Below are 13,639 nucleotides of genomic sequence, written 5' to 3' on the forward strand. Positions count from 1 at the left end.
ATGGGCGCCACAATGATGTAGGAAACCCAGGGCGCCAATGAATTGAGAGCTGCCTGTTTGTTTTGATCAAGTGACCGATGGCCACAATTTCGCGGACCGCAGCAAAACTTTTTTATTATGCGCGAAACGTCGCGCGCGACGTGGCTCCGCAAGCGCTGTTTCGCGCCAGGCTGGCCGGCCGTCTCGAAAGGGCCCGGCTTTCCGGTGGGGCGGTGCGCCAGCGGTTGAATTACTACAACAAGCTGCAGGAAGGTTTCGCGCCAAGCGCCAATGCCAAGCGCATCAGCAAGCTGCCCTTCACGCCGACCATGTACTATTATGACCTGAAGGAATTCGCCCGCTATTTCGATCCGGATTTGCTCATCGACCTGGAATACGGCGACGTCAGGCGTGTGCCGAAGGTGCCGACGATCGTCAAGGATCGACCGATCCGTAACGACGACAAGAATGCGATCATCATGAAGCTGGACAAGTTTCGCCACTTCCACATGCCGGCTGACGCCATCTCGTTCGCCGACAAGCTGCCGGCCGTGGTCTGGCGCGGCGATCTCAACAATCCGATCAGGACAAGATTCCTGAAAGCCGTGCGCGACCTGCCGTTCTGTGATGTCGGCTCGCACAAGCCGAACGCGCCTGCGGAATACGCCAAGCCTTTTCTCAGCATCAGCCAGCACCAGCGCTATCGCTACATCGTCTCGCTCGAGGGTAATGATGTGGCGACCAACCTCAAATGGATCATGAACTCGAAGTCGCTTTGCCTGATGCCGCCGCCAACCTACGAGACATGGTTTGCCGAGCGACAGCTCGAAGCCAATGTCCACTATGTGCCGCTAGAGGCAGACTTCTCCAATCTTGCCGAAAACGTCGCCTATTTCGAGCGGCACCCGGCCAAGGCAGAGCGCATCATCGCCGCCGCGAACGCCTATTGCGGGACATTCGACGACGAGCGGACCGAACAGGCGATCTCGCTGCTGGTGCTCTACAAATACTTCGTGCTCTCTGGCCAGATCAAACCTGATGCCGAGGTGTGGCGCTACATAACGGGCTAATGCATGTCGCCCGGAAGTGTCCTCGGTTCCGGGATAACGACATGCATAAAATCAGAAGCTTACAGCAGGTCGGGCGAATCCTGTTCGCCGCGACATGCTGTAGTTGCCGCGGCATCCCCGGCGCGTCTCGTCGAGGCCGGCCATCACGTGTCCGGGCACTGCCGGAATGCGTGCACTAAAGATGCGCAACGCTGCGGCAACCATCCCGGCTGTTGTCTGTTTAGTGGCGCTTGTTTTAGACTACGAGAACGATGGCCACCATACAACGGACGACGGCAAGGGTCTTCTACTACGCGCGAAACGTCATGCGCGATATCGCACCCTAGGCGATCTTCCGACGACGGTTGGCGGGCCGCCTGGAACAGGCCAGACTCTCGAATGAAGCCGTGCGCCGACGGCTGAATCACTACAACAAGCTGCAGAACGCTTTTACGCCAAGCCCGGATGCCGTGCGCATCGACAAGATGCCGTTTGAACCGAGCATGTATTATTACGACCTGAAGGAATTTGCCCGCTATTTCGATCCGTCATTGCTCATCGACCTGAAGTTCGGCGACGTCAAAGGCGTGCCCAAGCTGCCGACGCTCGTCAAGGATCGGCCGATCAGCGTCGACAACGGCAACGCTGTCGTTATGAAGTTCAACAAGTTTCGCCACTTCCACATGCCCGTCGACACCGTCGCCTTCGCCGACAAACGCCCGGTCGTGGTCTGGCGCGGCGACCTCAACAATCCGATCAGGACACGGTTCCTGGATGTCGCGCGCGGCTTGCCGTTCTGCGACGTCGGTTCGCACAAGCGCAGTGCACCGGCTGAGTACAGCCAGCCGTTCCTCAGCATCAGCCAGCATCTGCGCTATCGCTACATCGTCTCGTTGGAGGGCAATGACGTGGCGACCAACCTCAAATGGATCATGAATTCCAACTCGCTCTGTCTGATGCCGCCGCCGACCTACGAAACATGGTTTGGCGAGAGCCAGCTCGAGGCCGGTGTCCACTATGCGCCGCTCGACCCGGACTTCTCCGATCTTCGTGAAAAGATAGATTATTTCGAGCAGCATCCGGCCGCGGCGGAGCGCATCATCGCCGCGGCCAATGCCTATTGCGGCAAATTTTCCAATGAACGGGACGAGCAGGCGATCTCCCTGCTCGTCCTCTACAAATATTTCGTGCTCAGCGGCCAGATCGAACCCGATCCCGAGCTCTGGCGGTTCATCGGGACCTAGCTCTTGTGCTCGGCCCGACGCCGCTGATCAGATGTCGCTGCGGTCGAGAACCATGTCGGCGGGGCCGAAGCGATCCTTCGCCGTCAGTTGCTGGTGCCAGTAGGGGTAGAGCAGGGGCGGTCGGCTAACGGCGTCGAGGCGCTGGCGTTCCTCGGTGCCGAGCTCCAGGGCGGCGGCCGCGAGATTGTCCTTCAGCTGGACGTCGTTGCGGGCGCCGATCACCAGCGACGAGACGGCAGGGCGGCCGAGCAGCCAGGCAAGTGCCACCTGCGCCGCCGACACACCACGATCCTTGCCGATGTCGACCAGCAGATCGACGATCCGCCACAGCCGGTCCTCGTCGCGGATCGGCGGCTCGGACCAGCCGGCGAGCTGGCGGGCGGTCGGGCTGTCGCGGCGGTATTTGCCCGACAGCAGGCCGCCGGCGAGCGGGCTCCAGACCAGCACGCCCAGCCCCTGGTCGACCGAGATCGGCAGCAGCTCGTACTCGGCCTCGCGCGCTTCCAGCGTGTAGTGGATCTGTTGGGTGACGAAGCGTTGCTGGTGGCGGCTGTCGCTGATGGAAAGCGCCTTCATCACCTGCCAGCCGGAATAGTTGGAGCAGCCGATGTAGCGCACCTTGCCCTGGCTGACCAAAGTGTCGAGCGCGGCAACGGTTTCCTCGAGCGGGGTGAGGCCGTCCCACTGGTGGACGAAATAGATGTCGATGACATCGGTCTTCAACCGCTTCAGGCTTCTCTCGCATTCGCGGATCAGATGGTGGCGCGACAGGCCTTCGTCGTTCGGGCCCTTGCCGATCCGCATCCGCGCCTTGGACGCAATCAGCACATCGTTCTTGCGCTTGCCGCCGAGCGCTTCGCCTATAATCTCTTCAGACAGGCCGTTCGAATAGACGTTGGCGGTGTCGATGAGGTTGATGCCGGCGTCAATGCACATATCGATCATCCGCTTGGCTTCGGCGAGATCGCTGTTGCCGACCGCGGCGAAGGGCCCGGAGCCGCCGAAGGTCATGGTGCCAAGCGTCAGTGTCGAAACCTTCAGGCCCGAACGGCCAAGGGTGCGGTATTCCATGTCAGATCCTCACGATTTTGTTGAAGAGGCGTGCCGCCAAGGGGCAGGCCTGGAACGCGACCGCGGATTTGTAGGACAATTCGGCCGGCTTGTCGCCGTAGAATGACATTGGATCGATCACACATCGCCGAATCCGCCGTGGCGGCAATCGCGCCCGGGCTGCAATAAAACCGTCACCGCCGGCCTATATTGAAGTCGGCTCAGGTGTTTCCATTCTTGGCCGCTGGCCAGAAATTGGGGCGCCAGTGGTAACCGACAGGGCTTGCAAGCGGAGCAGCTGATATGACCGAGCTAAAAAAGAATTCCCCTGCCAAGGACTGGCTCGAAGCCGAGCTCGCCGACACGCTTGACGAAGATTATGAGCTCGAAATGTCGGAGCCGGCGCTGTCGATGGAGATCGCCAAGATCTACAAGAACTCGCATCCGCCTTCGATCGATCGCATGCAATATTTTCGCGACCTGATCAGCTTGCAGTCCGAATTGATCAAGCTGCAATCCTGGGTCGCCTATCACAAGAAGAAACTGGTGGTGATTTTCGAGGGCCGTGACTCCGCCGGCAAGGGCGGCGTCATCAAGCGCATCACCCAGCGGCTCAACCCGCGTATCTGTCGCGTCGTGGCGCTTCCGGCGCCGACTGAACGCGAGAAGTCGCAATGGTATTTCCAGCGCTATGTCCCGCATTTGCCGGCAGGCGGCGAGATCGTGTTGCTCGACCGCTCCTGGTACAACCGCTCCGGCGTCGAACGGGTAATGGGTTTTGCCAACCCCGAGCAGGTGGAGGAGTTCTTCCATGACGTGCCGGAGTTCGAGCGCATGCTGGTGCGCTCGGGCATCACCGTGGTCAAATACTGGTTCTCGATCACCGACGAAGAACAGCAGATGCGCTTCCTGATGCGCATCCATGATCCGATGAAGCAGTGGAAGCTGTCGCCGATGGACCTGCAGTCACGTGTGCGCTGGGAACAGTACACCAAGGCCAAGGAGGAGACTTTCGCGCGCACCAACATCCCCGAAGCGCCCTGGTTCATCGTCGAGGGCAACGACAAGAAGCGCGCGCGCCTGAACTGCATCGATCATCTGCTGAAGCAGCTGCCGTACGAAGACGTGCCGCACGAGGAGATCACGCTGCCGGAGCGCGTCTTCAACCCCGAATACGAACGCCAGGTCCTGCCGCGCGAACTTTACGTGCCGGAGAAATATTGAGGAACCTTTCCTTCTCCCCGTTTCACGGGGAGAAGGTGCCCGAAGGGCGGATGAGAGGGGCGCAGGGCTAACTGGTTAGACCGCCATTCGCAGGACTACGCCAGCATCATCTTCGTTCGGCAGCACCGCCCCTCATTGTCCTGCCGGACCTTTCTCCTGGTATAGTGACGGGGAGAAAGGAGCTGCGCCAAAAGGGCTCGGCCTAAGCCCTGTTGATGACCACGTGTGTGGCAAGTGCCGTTGCCGCCTGTTCGGTGCACTGATAACCAAGGTTGGGCATGTCGAGGCCGGCAAAAAGGTTTTCTCCCTTGCCCAGCAGCACCGGTGAGATTGCCAGGTGCATCTCGTCGATCAGCCGCTCCTGGAGATATTGCCGGATGGTGGAGACGCCGCCGCCGACCCGCACGTCCTTGCCGCTGGCCGCTGATTTTGCCTGCTCTAGCGCCGAATGGATCCCGCCGGTGACGAAATGGAAAATCGTTCCGCCTTCCATCGTGATGGGCGCCCGCTCGTGGTGGGTCAGCACGAACACCGGCACATGATAGGGCGGATTGTCGCCCCACCAGCCCTTCCACTTGTCGTCGGGCCATTCACCCCGGATCGGGCCGAACATATTGCGGCCGAGGATCCAGGCGCCGAGGTTCTCGAAGCTGCGCGCCGCAAAGTCCTCGTCGACGCCTGTCTCGCCGCCTTCCTCGCCAAACATCTTGCGGAAGGTGCGGGTGCTGAAAGCCCATTTGTGCAGGGCCATTCCGCCGACGCCGAGCGGATTTTCCAGACTCTGATCAGGCCCGGCGCCGTAGCCGTCGAGGGACAGGCTGAAAGCGTTGACGCGAAGCTTGGACATGAAGACCTCCTCGGTAACCAGTTGTATTTTGCAAGTGGTTTTCTTCTAGCAAACTGATTGTGAATTGCAAGCGGTATTTTTCGGATCGAAAGACATCTATCCAGACCTTTGCACCAAGCGATGTCCAGACTGTTGTGTAGCGGTCGGCACGGACGCCAGTGGCGGCCGTCGAGTCAGCCGCGATATCAACTCATTCGCCTGTAAATTTCACGAAACGGATGTGGTGCCCGCATTGACGAGGCCGACAGGGAACCGGGTCAGGAAGCATCCTCTGGAGGCGTTAGCCGTACCTCTTGGCCGAGGTGCGGGCTGCCGGCCGCCTCCGGCCGCGCGGTTATTTTAGCTGCAGCTGCCGGTTTTTGTCAGCGGGAATTCGAAGGAACCGCCGACCGCTCGAAAGAGTGGTGACATCTACTGAAAGGCCTTGCCCGGGACCTTGAGACTACCCTTTCAGCATTTCCGCCACTTCGGGAGCGAAATAGGTCAGGATGCCGTCGCAGCCGGCACGCTTGAAGGCGAGCAGCGATTCCAGCATCGCCTTCTGGCCGTCGATCCAGCCATTGGCGCCGGCCGCCTTGATCATCGAATATTCGCCCGACACCTGATAGGCGAAGGTCGGCATCTGGAATTCGTCCTTCAGCCGGCGGATGATGTCGAGATAGGGCAGCCCGGGCTTCACCATCAGCATGTCGGCGCCCTCGGCGATGTCCTGCTCGGCCTCGCGCACCGCCTCGTCCGAATTGGCGTGGTCGATATAATAGGTCTTCTTGTCGCCCTTGAGCAGGCCGGCGGTGCCGACGGCTTCGCGATAGGGGCCGTAGAAGGCCGAGGCGAATTTGGTGGCGTAGGACATGATCGCCACGTCCTGAAAACCGTTGGCGTCGAGCGCGTCGCGGATGGCACCGATACGGCCGTCCATCATGTCTGATGGCGCGATGATGTCGGCGCCGGCAGCCGCCTGGATGACGGCCGCCGCCGCGACCTGTTCCACGGTTTCGTCATTGACGATGATGCCGTCGCGCAGAATGCCGTCATGGCCATGGCTGGTGAACGGATCGAGCGCCGCGTCTGTGATGATGCCGATCTCGGGCACCGCCTCCTTTATCGCGCGGGTGGCGCGGTTGATGATGTTTTCCGGGTCGAGGATGTGCGAGCCGGTCTGGTCGCGCAGGCCGAGATCGACATTGGGGAAGGTGGCAAGAGCCGGGATGCCGAGCTTGGCCGCGCGTTCGGCCTCCTTGACGGCAAGGTCGACCGACAGGCGGAAGACGCCGGGCATGGCAGCGATCGGTTCGCGGACATTCCTACCCTCGACGACGAAGATTGGCCAGATCAGGTCGTCGACCGAAACCCTGTTCTCCTGCACGAGCCGACGCGACCAGTCGGCCTTGCGCATGCGGCGCAGGCGGCGGCTGCCGGTGACGTCGTCGACGCTGCGCGCGCCGGCAGGTTTTGCTGGGGTGAATTTGTTCATGGCCAAAACTCCGGATCGGCGGCTTTTAGCACGAGCCCTTGGTGCTGACCAATGCGACACGTTTGTGCCAGGGGTCAAAGCTGCCACGGCGCTGTCCCACCACGCCTATTGATCAGGGCTGCCCATTGCCCGAAAGGATCTGTGCCGCGCCACGGATCGCGACGCGGAACGCCTCGTCGAAGCTGACACCGCGCACCTGCCAACGACAGGTCTTGCCCTGATCGGCCAGTCGCCAATCGGCGATCCAGCCTAGCTCCTCATCGCTCCATACGATGCTGCCGGCGAGCGCTCGGTCGCCACCTGCCTGTTTGGCCAGCCGATCCAACTTTGCCATGTCAGCCGCGCGCAACGCTTCTTCGCCCAGGTCGCCAAGCTCCGCAGCCTTCGGAAAGACGACATGTATCAGTGTTGGACCGGCGGCATTGATGAAGGATTCGCGCATCGTTTCGCCGTGGCCTTCCTCAGCGCTCAGCACGAAATGCCGAGTGCCCTGTTCAGTCGTGAGGAAGACGGCGAGTGTCGGCCGCTCGCCAAGCCAGGGCCTGCTGCCAAGCGATGCCAGCACCTTGTCGATCACATCAGGCTTGTAGAGGCAGGTGAGGTCATGCGGCCGGTCATGCGTGCCTTGCTCGTCATGGATCGGAATACCCTCCAGCCGGTCATGGTAGCGAAAGCTGTCGACAAAGCTGCCGGCCTTGTCGCGCAACGCGTCCATTTCGCGTCTGGCAAGCAGCCGCTGATCGCCCGAAACACGGACGAGGACCTTGTCGAGGCAAGTCTTGAAGCCGAGCTGGCGGTTTTCTTCACCCTGGCCGGTGACGATGGTCTGCGATTGGTAAAGATCGCCAAGGTCGGTTGCCCTGGCGGGAACATTGGTTGCCCACAACGCAGACAGGCAACTCAGAACAAGGACAAGGCGCAAAAACTGCGGCATGGCTCACTATCCGGCTCTTGGCCTGCCGTAATGGCCGCCAACGTCTAGCATCGGCCGCCACTTGCCGCCAAGACCGCGGCGGACAGACTGCTGCCATTGACGCACCCATGCGCCGCCTTTAGCACTTCAGTCCCGCAGGCGCGGGGAAGGATTCTCTGGCGATGGATTTTGGTGGAGGCGACGAAATTCGCTTCGAAAGGTTGGGCAGGGCCGGCGTCGTCACCCTGACGCGGCCGCAGGCGCTCAATGCCGTCACCCATCGCATGGTCAAGGCGCTGGGCGAGGCCCTGCGCTCCTGGGAGCGGGACGACGGCGTGGATGTCGTCGTGGTCAAGGCAGAGGGCAGGGCGTTTTCGGCCGGCGGGGATATCCTGCACATCTATGAAGCCGGCCGGGCTGGAAAGCCGCCGGTCGAGTTCTTCGCCGACGAGTATCGGCTCAACGCCTACATCGCCCGTTTCAAGAAACCTTATGTGGCGCTCATCGACGGCATCGTCATGGGCGGTGGGGTCGGCATTTCCTTCCACGGTTCACACCGGGTGATGACCGAGAATGCCCAGTTCGCCATGCCGGAGGTCGGCATCGGCTTTTTCCCCGATGTCGGCGCCAGTCATCTGCTGCCCGACCTTGGCGGTTCATTCGGCATGTACCTGGCGCTGACCGGTAACCGCATCCGCTATGGCGATGCGCTGTGGTCGGGGCTGGCCACCCACACCATCAAGGCCGAGGACCAGCCGAGCTTCCTCGACCGGCTGGCGCTGACGGGCGATCCGGAATCGGTGCTGCGCGGTTTCTTTGTTCCGGCCAAGCGGGAGACCGACAGGCCCATCCTGGAGGCGATCTCCCGCCATTTCGCCCAACCCTCGCTGCCGGACCTCATCGACAGCCTGGATCGCGCGGGCAAGGACGAATTCGCGGCCAAGACGCTGGCGACGATCCGCATGCGCTCGCCGACCAGCCTTCGCGTCGCCTGGCGGCAGATCAGCGCCGGGCAGACATTGTCGATGGACGACTGCATGAGGATGGAGTTCCGCATCCTGAACCGCATGCTGGCTGGCCACGATTTCTACGAGGGCATCCGCGCCGCTATCATCGACAAGGGCTCCAAGCCGCAATGGCGGCCGGCAAAGATCGATGCCGTCAGCGAGGCGGAAGTCGAGGCCTATTTCGCTCCGCTCGGCGATCGGGAGCTTGGGCTGTGAGCGAAGTGACATCGAGACGCGTCGTCCTGCAGCCCTCGACGGTCGAGGTGATCTTCGCCTGGTTCCAGCGCGTCATCGCGGGCTACTGCCTGATGTTCGGCATCCTGTACTGGATCAAGCTGATCGGATTCTATCCGGGCTCGCTGTGGCGCTTCGACCTTATGCCGGTGCATTGGCAGGTGGCGGCGGTGATGCTCGCCGTGTTCTTTCCCTTCGCCGCGGCCGGGCTGTGGATGCTGGCGTCCTGGGGCCCGGTGATCTGGTTCATATGCGCGGTCACCGAGACGGTCATGTATGCTGGTTTTCCCGAGCTTTTCGGCCATCGTCTCCTGATCATCGTCTCGCATGCCTGCGTGGCGCTGCTCTACATCGTCTTTCGCGTCGTCATCTACCTGCAGAAACGACCGGCACGGCACTAAGCCCTTGTACGGGTTGACGACCTGGCGACCGCTCGAATCCGCCCCGGCGATCATTGCCTAAATCTTTAGGTTAATCATCCTTGCCCGGGTGACCGTTCGTTAAGCGTCTTCCGAAACCTCTTACCGGTAAGCTCTTGTTAGCCCTAGCGTTTAAGTCGAATTTTATGAGTATTCGATAGTGTCGCGATCAAGGTGAAAAACAAAAAATCACCAGGGCGACAAACGAGAGGCAAAGACAATGATCAATTCGCGTCCGGCGGCCAAGACCGCCAACGTTTCCGACGATCGCCGCGAGGCTATCCGTTCCCTGTACATGGAATCGCTGCAGCTGGTCGAGCGTCTGCACCGCCGTCTGCTTGATGTGATCAAGGACGAATTCGACCGCAACGGCCGTTCCGACATCAATGCCATCCAGGCGCTGCTGCTCTTCAACATCGGCAATTCCGAACTGACCGCCGGCGAGCTGCGTTCGCGTGGCTACTATCTCGGCTCGAACGTCTCCTACAATCTGAAGAAGCTGGTCGATCTCGGCTTCATCAACCACCAGCGCTCACGCATCGATCGCCGTTCGGTCCGCGTCTCGCTGACGCCGAAAGGCAATGAAGTGGCTGATGTGGTCGCCGGTCTCTATGAGCGCCATGTCGGCTCGATCGAACAGGTCGGAGGCATCAACACCGACGAGTTCAAGCAGATGAACCGCGCCCTGCAGCGGCTCGACCGCTTCTGGAACGACACCATCGCCTACCGGATGTAAGACCATCCAGGAAACGGAGCCGCGCCGCAGAAGCGTGGCCATAACAGCGAGCTCCAGTCAGGGCCGGTGCCGAAAAGCACCGGTCTTTTCTTTCTTGCGTCCGGCCAAAGCAAATTACGGGCCAAGGCCACGTTGCCGCCATATTCCAGTGGAACCGAGAGTGGCAGTGATGCTGTGGTGAAGACCATGCGTCCATCCGCAGCCGCATCGCGCCTCTTGCTTTTGTCGCCAATGTGATACGGACCATGGTTGGCTAATTGTTAAGATTGCCGATTTTAGAGTGCGGGCGAGATCGCGCGATAATCGACGCAGCAAGGTGATCGAACGCTACAAGAATGTCTGGAACGTCCATGAGAACCAGCCGCCGCTTTTTCCTTTCCGGAGCCTCCGCGCTCGCCGCCGCCATGGTGGCCGGCCGTGCCAGTGCGCAGGATGTGATCGGGGATATCCTGAAATCCTCGGCCCGCGGCAATTGGGATGATCAGTTCGATGCCCGCGCCAGCGAAGGCGGCAAGGTGGCCTCGACGCTGCCGATCTTCAGCCTGCAGACCGTTGCCTTCACTGAGCAGGCGGTCGCGCAGTATCAGAACATCGTCTCCCAGGGCGGCTGGACGGACGTTCCCGCGACCAAGAAACTGCAACTCGGCGTCGATGACCCGGACGTGGTGCCGTTGCGCAAGCGCCTGATGATGGCGGGCGACCTGTCGCAGAGCGCCGGCATTTCGACGGCTTTCGATTCCTATGTCGACTCGGCGGTCAAGCGCTTTCAGTTGCGCCATGGTCTGCCGGCTGACGGCTCGATGGGCAAGTATACCTACGCCGCGATGAACGTTTCGGCGCAAATTCGGCTCGGCCAGCTGCAGACCAATCTGCAGCGGCTGAAAGAGAAGGCCGGCACGCTGGGCAGCCGCTATGTGCTGGTCGATATTCCTGCCGCACAGATCGAAGCGGTCGAGAACGACCGCGTCGTGCTTCGCCACACCGCGATCGTCGGCAAGATCGATCGCCAGACGCCGATCGTCAATTCCAAGATCAACGAGATCATCGTCAATCCGTACTGGAACGCACCGGTCTCGATCGTGCGCAAGGACATCATTCCGCTGATGCGGAAGGATCCCGATTATCTCAAGAACAGCCATATCCGCCTGTTCGCGCCCGATGGCAGCGAAGTCGACCCGATGAATGTGGACTGGTCGACCGACGATGCCGCCAAGTACCGTTTCCGTCAGGATCCCGGTTCGGAAAACGCCATGGCGTCGGTCAAGATCAATTTCCCGAGCCCTGACGGCGTCTACATGCACGACACGCCGCAGCAGAGTCTGTTCGGCAAGATGATGCGCTTCGATTCCTCGGGCTGCGTGCGCGTCCAGAACGTGCGTGATCTCGTCACGTGGATCCTGCGCGACACGCCCGGCTGGGATCGCCAGCATTTCGAGGCGGCTATCAAGACCGGCCAGAACACGCCGATCCAGGTCACCAACCCGGTGCCGGTGCATTTCCTCTATCTCTCGGCGTGGTCGACAGGACCCGGCGTCGTCCAGTTCCGCGACGACGTCTACGCGCTCGACGGTGCCAGCGAACTGCAGATCACGTCGTCGCTATAACGAGCTGATATTTTTGCAAAAAAGCCGCTCTCAGGGCGGCTTTTTTATTGCGGACGCCGCCATTTCCAGCCGCTCGACCGGCTGGACGAAGCTCCGGCTATTGCGCATGGTCGGCAGACAGCCGGAATCGTGCCATGGACGTCGCCATCTTCATTCTCGTTGTGCTCGTCTTCGTGGCGCTGTCCGGCGCGCTCGTCCGGCTGGTTCGGGTGCCGTTGCCGGTGCTGCAGATCGCCATCGGCGCGGCCCTGGCCTGGCCCGCCGGGGGCCTGCATGTCGAGATCGATCCGGAACTTTTCCTGCTGGTGTTCATCCCGCCGCTTCTGTTCGGTGACGCCTTCGCGGCGCCCAAGCGCGAACTCGTCGCCTTGCGCGGACCCATACTCGATCTTGCCATCGGCCTGGTCTTCTTCACCATTGTCGGCTTCGGCTATGCCTTGCACTGGCTGGTGCCGAGCATTCCGCTCGTCGTCGCTTTCGCGCTGGCCGCCGTGCTGTCGCCGACCGACGCCGTGGCGGTGTCCTCGATCGTCGACAGGAATATGGTTCCGGCCCGGCTGATGCACATATTGGAGGGCGAGTCGTTGCTCAACGACGCGTCGGGCCTAGTCATGTTCCGCTTTGCGGTGGCAGCGGCATTGACCGGCAGCTTCTCTTTCGCGGGAGCTTCGCTCAGCTTCCTCTACGCCGTCGCCGCTGGCATCCTGGCCGGTGTCGCGGCCCTGTACATCGCCGCCAAGGCGCTGCAACTGCTCAGCCGCATCGGCGGCGTGCCGGCCGAGGCGCAGGTTCTCGTGATGATCCTGCTGCCTTTCATGGCCTATCTCGGCGCCGAACATGTCGGAGCCTCGGGCATCCTGGCGGCGGTCACCGCCGGTCTGCTGACCGGGGTCAGCGGCATGTACCGTTTCCTCGGCGTGTCGGCGCGCATGCAGATTCTGTCGCTCTGGGCGACGCTCACTTTCGTCTTCAATGGCGCTCTGTTCATTCTGCTCGGCCTGCAGCTTCCCGACATCATCCGCAAGGTCCCGCCAGAGTTGTCCAGCCGGCATTGGCTGATCGAGCCGGTGGCGACGGTGCTGATCCTGACAATCTGCCTGATCGGGCTGCGCTTCCTGTGGATCTGGGTCGGGGACATCGCCCAAGCGATCGCGGCGCGTGTGGGCAAGCGCAAGGCCGAGCCGTTCGGATTTCGCGTCCGGCTTGCCGGCTCCGTGGCCGGCGTGCGCGGCGCCATCACATTGGCGGGCATCCTGTCATTGCCGCTGGCTTTGCAGGATGGCTCGCCCTTTCCGGCACGCGATGTCGTGATCTTCCTCGCCGCCGGCGTCATCATCTGCTCGCTCGTCATTGCCAGCTTTGCCTTGCCTAGGATCGCGCGGGGACTGGTCGAGCCGGGCGAGAATCCGGCCGCAGCGGAGGAGCGCCGGGCGCGCGTCGGCGCCGCCAGTGCGGCGATCGCCAGGATCGAGAGCATCGCCAACGAGGCAGGCGAGGGCGAGGCGGTCGAGGCCCGGCTGGCCGTCGCCGACAGCATCGTGGCCGGCTACCGGCGGCGCATAGCGGCTTCCGACGAAGCCGACGAGGCCCGCGCCGAGGCCCGTGAGGCCGGCAGGCTGGAGCTCGAACTCAGGGCGGCGGGCATCGAAGCCGAGCGATCCGCGCTACGCGACATGTTCCGCAGCCAAGAGATCAATGATCACACGATGCGCGCCCTGTTTTCCGAAATCACATTGACCGAGGCCTTGCTGAAGCAGCGGCGGGACAGGAAATAGCGGTCCGCCCGATCCTTTGCCGCAAACCGGCCAGCAAATTTCGCGCCGCAAACGTGGCGAGCCCAAAACAACTGTGTTAATGGC

11 protein-coding genes and 1 pseudogene are annotated in these 13,639 nt (G+C 61.6%); 8 read left to right on the forward strand and 4 right to left on the reverse strand.

Features of this window, described 5'->3' with window-relative positions:
• Positions 1-77: 77 nt before the first annotated feature.
• Entirely contained in the window at positions 78-1,049 is a 972-nt protein-coding gene (locus tag FJ492_RS06595; RefSeq protein ID WP_140769117.1) for a glycosyl transferase family 90, read from the forward strand.
• Positions 1,050-1,300: 251 nt separating this feature from the next.
• A pseudogene (locus FJ492_RS06600) lies at positions 1,301-2,272 on the forward strand (glycosyl transferase family 90).
• A 27-nt stretch (positions 2,273-2,299) separates the two neighbouring features.
• On the opposite strand, the gene FJ492_RS06605 reads toward FJ492_RS06600, so the two are convergent.
• Entirely contained in the window at positions 2,300-3,343 is a 1,044-nt protein-coding gene (locus FJ492_RS06605; RefSeq protein ID WP_140749490.1) for an aldo/keto reductase, read from the reverse strand.
• 282 nt (positions 3,344-3,625) lie between these two features.
• On the opposite strand from FJ492_RS06605, the gene ppk2 reads away from it, so the two are divergent.
• The gene (gene ppk2 / locus FJ492_RS06610) at positions 3,626-4,546 is read left to right on the forward strand and encodes a polyphosphate kinase 2 (protein WP_140506533.1); all 921 of its coding nucleotides are present in this window, start codon (positions 3,626-3,628) and stop codon (positions 4,544-4,546) included.
• Positions 4,547-4,748: 202 nt separating this feature from the next.
• On the opposite strand, the gene FJ492_RS06615 is transcribed toward ppk2, so the two are convergent.
• From FJ492_RS06615 to FJ492_RS06625, 3 genes are all read right to left on the reverse strand, one after another.
• On the reverse strand, positions 4,749-5,393 hold the full coding sequence (locus FJ492_RS06615; protein ID WP_140506531.1) for a dihydrofolate reductase family protein: 645 nt from the start codon (positions 5,391-5,393) through the stop codon (positions 4,749-4,751).
• A gap of 442 nt (positions 5,394-5,835) precedes the next feature.
• Positions 5,836-6,867, reverse strand: a complete 1,032-nt coding sequence (hemB, locus tag FJ492_RS06620) for a porphobilinogen synthase (RefSeq protein WP_140769119.1) — start codon at positions 6,865-6,867, stop codon at positions 5,836-5,838.
• A 112-nt stretch (positions 6,868-6,979) separates the two neighbouring features.
• The gene (locus FJ492_RS06625) at positions 6,980-7,801 is read right to left on the reverse strand and encodes a DUF2066 domain-containing protein (RefSeq protein ID WP_140506527.1); all 822 of its coding nucleotides are present in this window, start codon (positions 7,799-7,801) and stop codon (positions 6,980-6,982) included.
• A gap of 161 nt (positions 7,802-7,962) precedes the next feature.
• Between FJ492_RS06625 and FJ492_RS06630 the strand changes: the two genes are divergently transcribed.
• From FJ492_RS06630 to FJ492_RS06650, 5 genes are all read left to right on the forward strand, one after another.
• Positions 7,963-9,003 carry an enoyl-CoA hydratase/isomerase family protein gene (locus FJ492_RS06630; protein WP_140506525.1) on the forward strand — a complete coding sequence of 347 codons (1,041 nt, stop codon included), beginning with the start codon at positions 7,963-7,965 and terminating at the stop codon, positions 9,001-9,003.
• Entirely contained in the window at positions 9,000-9,422 is a 423-nt protein-coding gene (locus FJ492_RS06635; protein ID WP_027143571.1) for a DUF6163 family protein, read from the forward strand. Before FJ492_RS06630 ends, FJ492_RS06635 begins: the two co-directional genes overlap by 4 nt.
• Before the next feature lie 238 nt (positions 9,423-9,660).
• Positions 9,661-10,176 (forward strand): winged helix DNA-binding protein, encoded by a 516-nt coding sequence (locus FJ492_RS06640; protein ID WP_013896002.1) that lies wholly within the window; start codon positions 9,661-9,663, stop codon positions 10,174-10,176.
• Positions 10,177-10,526: 350 nt separating this feature from the next.
• Positions 10,527-11,780: a L,D-transpeptidase family protein gene (locus FJ492_RS06645; RefSeq protein ID WP_140506523.1), complete on the forward strand. Its 1,254-nt coding sequence runs from the start codon at positions 10,527-10,529 to the stop codon at positions 11,778-11,780.
• 134 nt (positions 11,781-11,914) lie between these two features.
• Positions 11,915-13,555 (forward strand): Na+/H+ antiporter, encoded by a 1,641-nt coding sequence (locus tag FJ492_RS06650; RefSeq protein ID WP_140769121.1) that lies wholly within the window; start codon positions 11,915-11,917, stop codon positions 13,553-13,555.
• The last annotated feature ends 84 nt before the right edge of the window (positions 13,556-13,639 follow it).

This window comes from Mesorhizobium sp. B2-5-4, assembly GCF_006441095.1.
GTDB lineage: Bacteria > Pseudomonadota > Alphaproteobacteria > Rhizobiales > Rhizobiaceae > Mesorhizobium > Mesorhizobium salmacidum.

Excerpts from the sequence above, each read along its gene's own strand:
- FJ492_RS06630 (WP_140506525.1), top strand. The coding sequence starts at position 7,963 with ATGGATTTTGGTGGAGGCGACGAAATTCGCTTCGAAAGGTTGGGCAGG.
- FJ492_RS06645 (WP_140506523.1), top strand. The coding sequence starts at position 10,527 with ATGAGAACCAGCCGCCGCTTTTTCCTTTCCGGAGCCTCCGCGCTCGCC.
- ppk2 (WP_140506533.1), top strand. The coding sequence starts at position 3,626 with ATGACCGAGCTAAAAAAGAATTCCCCTGCCAAGGACTGGCTCGAAGCC.
- FJ492_RS06605 (WP_140749490.1), bottom strand. The coding sequence starts at position 3,343 with ATGGAATACCGCACCCTTGGCCGTTCGGGCCTGAAGGTTTCGACACTG.
- FJ492_RS06625 (WP_140506527.1), bottom strand. The coding sequence starts at position 7,801 with ATGCCGCAGTTTTTGCGCCTTGTCCTTGTTCTGAGTTGCCTGTCTGCG.
- FJ492_RS06595 (WP_140769117.1), top strand. The coding sequence starts at position 78 with ATGGCCACAATTTCGCGGACCGCAGCAAAACTTTTTTATTATGCGCGA.
- FJ492_RS06650 (WP_140769121.1), top strand. The coding sequence starts at position 11,915 with ATGGACGTCGCCATCTTCATTCTCGTTGTGCTCGTCTTCGTGGCGCTG.
- FJ492_RS06615 (WP_140506531.1), bottom strand. The coding sequence starts at position 5,393 with ATGTCCAAGCTTCGCGTCAACGCTTTCAGCCTGTCCCTCGACGGCTAC.
- FJ492_RS06640 (WP_013896002.1), top strand. The coding sequence starts at position 9,661 with ATGATCAATTCGCGTCCGGCGGCCAAGACCGCCAACGTTTCCGACGAT.
- hemB (WP_140769119.1), bottom strand. The coding sequence starts at position 6,867 with ATGAACAAATTCACCCCAGCAAAACCTGCCGGCGCGCGCAGCGTCGAC.